The sequence below is a fragment of the Candidatus Sodalis sp. SoCistrobi genome, assembly GCF_900143145.1.
Classification (GTDB): Bacteria; Pseudomonadota; Gammaproteobacteria; order Enterobacterales; family Enterobacteriaceae; genus SoCistrobi.
In genome coordinates this window covers 1-2,688 of record NZ_FRDB01000301.1, presented here as the reverse complement: position 1 = coordinate 2,688, position 2,688 = coordinate 1, and the positions used below count along the sequence as shown (strand labels likewise).

3 protein-coding genes and 1 pseudogene are annotated in these 2,688 nt (G+C 54.8%); 3 read left to right on the top strand and 1 reads right to left on the bottom strand.

All coding sequences use genetic code 11. The features are described from left to right. The 3 genes and pseudogenes from CINSTRO3249_RS14820 to CINSTRO3249_RS14810 form a co-directional block, all read left to right on the top strand. On the top strand, positions 1–1,360 hold a 1,360-nt coding region (locus CINSTRO3249_RS14820), incomplete at its 5' end, for a flagellar biosynthesis protein FlhF (RefSeq protein WP_254304262.1). A gap of 24 nt (positions 1,361–1,384) precedes the next feature. Beyond that, positions 1,385–2,002: pseudogene (locus CINSTRO3249_RS14815) on the top strand (DUF1611 domain-containing protein); the annotation flags it as partial. Between the two features lies 1 nt (position 2,003). Continuing rightward, positions 2,004–2,426, top strand: a complete 423-nt coding sequence (locus CINSTRO3249_RS14810) for a hypothetical protein (protein ID WP_074013805.1) — start codon at positions 2,004–2,006, stop codon at positions 2,424–2,426. Positions 2,427–2,459: 33 nt separating this feature from the next. Here CINSTRO3249_RS14810 and CINSTRO3249_RS14805 read toward each other — a convergent pair. Next, positions 2,460–2,688: integrase core domain-containing protein (locus CINSTRO3249_RS14805; protein WP_143146879.1), on the bottom strand; the 229-nt coding region annotated here is incomplete at its 5' end.

The window sequence follows — 2,688 nt, the reverse complement described above, 5'->3', positions numbered from 1 at the left end:
CATAGGTATCTACACATTTATCGTGATACCTGTTATTACTTTGCAGAATGATTTCAACCTATCTGTTGGCGGGATTGACTCTCGCCTTACCCGCCGATATCAGACGCTGGTTAAACAGCATATGACGCCCGCGGCTCTTCTTGCTTCTGCGGTTAAAGACCTCGCAAGTGCTCAAAAATCAACTTTCGCAACTACCCAAGCTGTCTGGCGTTTTCTGAATAATAAGCGAATTAGCTTCAGTCAACTCAATGAGCCAATTATTTCGCTAGCACTTGAGCAAATTTCGCTTAGCCCGCATCCATACGCTCTCGTTGTTCATGATTGGTCACGTTTACAATTTCTTTACCATCATGCCAAATACGGACGCTTAAAAATGACGCACGGTGGCGATGTTGGATATGAACTTCAAAGCAGCTTGCTGGTTGATGCTGGCACGGGTTTGCCAATAGCGCCTCTATCTCAGACACTTACCGATGCAACCGGTTGTCATTCAACGTTGGCGGAAGGACTGTCCGAACGGCAGACACATATGGACGCCTTGACGACCGATATTGCCCGTGTGGAATCGCTTAATATAGGTAAAAAGCTGATTCATATAATTGATAGAGAGGGTGACTCTATTGGACATATGCGGACGTTGAGTACTCAAGGAATATGCTGGCTTATCCGAGGAAAAGAAGGACATGGTGCAGAGTGGCAAGGTAATTCATTGAAAATTGGTGAGATTGCTGCTCTTCTGCCATACAACGGATGCGGACAGGTAGACTGGAAAGGGAAAAAAGCTGATATGGAAATCAGTGAAACCTCGATAGTCATAACCCGAGCTGCGCAGCAGAAGCGTAAAGATAAAGAAACCGGCCGCCGCATAAAAATCCAACCTGGAGAGCCTCTGACGGTCAGATTGGTTGTTGTTCGGCTTACGGATGATCTCGGTAATGTGGTGGGACGCTGGACGCTGCTTACAAACGTTTGCAGCGAGATCACCTGCGAGGAAGTAGCTCGTTGGTATTACTGGCGCTGGAATATTGAATCATTTTTTAAGTTGCTGAAAGGTGCCGGACATGACGTAGAAACATGGCTTCAGCGCAGCGCGCCAGCCGTACTACGCAGGTTGTTAATAGCCAGTATGGCTGCTGTTCTGGTATGGCGGCTGCAACGCGCTGAAGGAGAAGAAAATGCGGCAGCCCGCCAGCTGATATGTCGCTTGTCAGGACGACAGCAAAAGCGAGGCCGCAGAGAGAGCGCTCCTGCTCTGCTCGCTGGCCTATCCATCTTGTTGAATACACTAAAATTATTATCGGAATATAGTCTGGAAGAACTTACTCATTTAGCGAGAGTTGCTCTTAAGCCTCCTCCCTGATGTGTAGATACCTATGACCTAAGGGTCGGCAGCGGGAAACAGCGTAGCGGTAAACGTGTTTTGACGGTGGGGACCGACTGCTCGGTGGGCAAGATGTACACTTCACTGGCGCTGGAGGCGGCCATGCGGCAGCGCGGCATGAGCGCCGATTTTCGCGCTACCGGCCAGACCGGTATCCTGGTGGCGGGGGAGGGGATCGCCATCGACGCCGTGGTGGCCTATTTTATCGCCGGCGCCGCGGAAGCATTGTCGCCGGCCAATGATGCCGATCATTGGGATATTATCGAGGGGCAGGGATCCCTGTTTCATCCTTCTTACGCCGGGGTTAGCATGGGCCTGCTTCATGGCGCTCAGCCGCAGTGGCTGGTAATGTGCCATGAAATGGACCGTCCCCACATGCGCCACCTGCCGCACCAGCCGATGGTGCAGCTGGATGCCTGTGTCGACGCCAATTTGCGCGCGGCGGCGGTTACCTGCCGTGACGTCAAACTGGCGGGGTTCGCCATTAACACCTCTGGCGCCGGCGAGGCGCAAGCGCGTGACTATTGCCGCCGGCTGAGTGAACAATTCGGGGTGCCGGCAACCGATCCGGTGCGGTTTGGCATCGAAGAGATCGCCTGCCTGCTCCAGGAGCAAGGGTAAAATGCGGACGTTAACGATTGAAACGCTTGACCTGCCGCTGGCGCGGCCGTTTGTGATTGCGCGCGGTGCGCGTACGGCAGTACCGGTGGTGCGGGTCACGCTGACGGAGGGCGGTATCAGCGCCAGCGGCGAGTGCAGCCCTAATGCCCGCTACCAGGCTTATCCTGACGGGATATGCCGTCAGTTGGCGGCGTTACGCGCGGCCGTTGAAGCAGGCATGAACCGCGAGCAACTGGGCCGCATGTTGCCGCCCGGCTCGGCGCGCAACGCGCTGGATTGCGCGCTGTGGCGGCTCGAAGCGGCGCAGCGCGGCCAGACGCTGTGGCAATTAACGGGCCGTACGCCGCCGGCCAGCGGCGCTATTCGCTGCGCGGAAACCCTGAGCCTTGGCCCGGTCGAGTCGATGGCGTCCGCGGCTGAATAACCCCGAGTTTATTAGAGAGTAATTTTGGCAATACTACGCCGCTTCCTCTGATGCTAATTGCAAAGCGTAATAGTTCATTTCGGCTTCAGTAGGAGGGATGTAACCCAGCCGCCCGAGCAGCCTTCTGTTGTTGTACCAGTCCACCCAGTCCAGCGTGGCCAACTCCACTTCCGTCCGGTTTTTCCAGCTCCCGCGGTGGATAACCTCCGTTTTGTACAACCCGTTGATACTCTCTGCCATCGCATTATCGTAGGAGTCGCCG

What these genes read in the sequence shown, in the direction of transcription:
- CINSTRO3249_RS14810 (WP_074013805.1), top strand. Translation starts at nt 2,004, where the DNA reads ATGCGGACGTTAACGATTGAAACGCTTGACCTGCCGCTGGCGCGGCCG.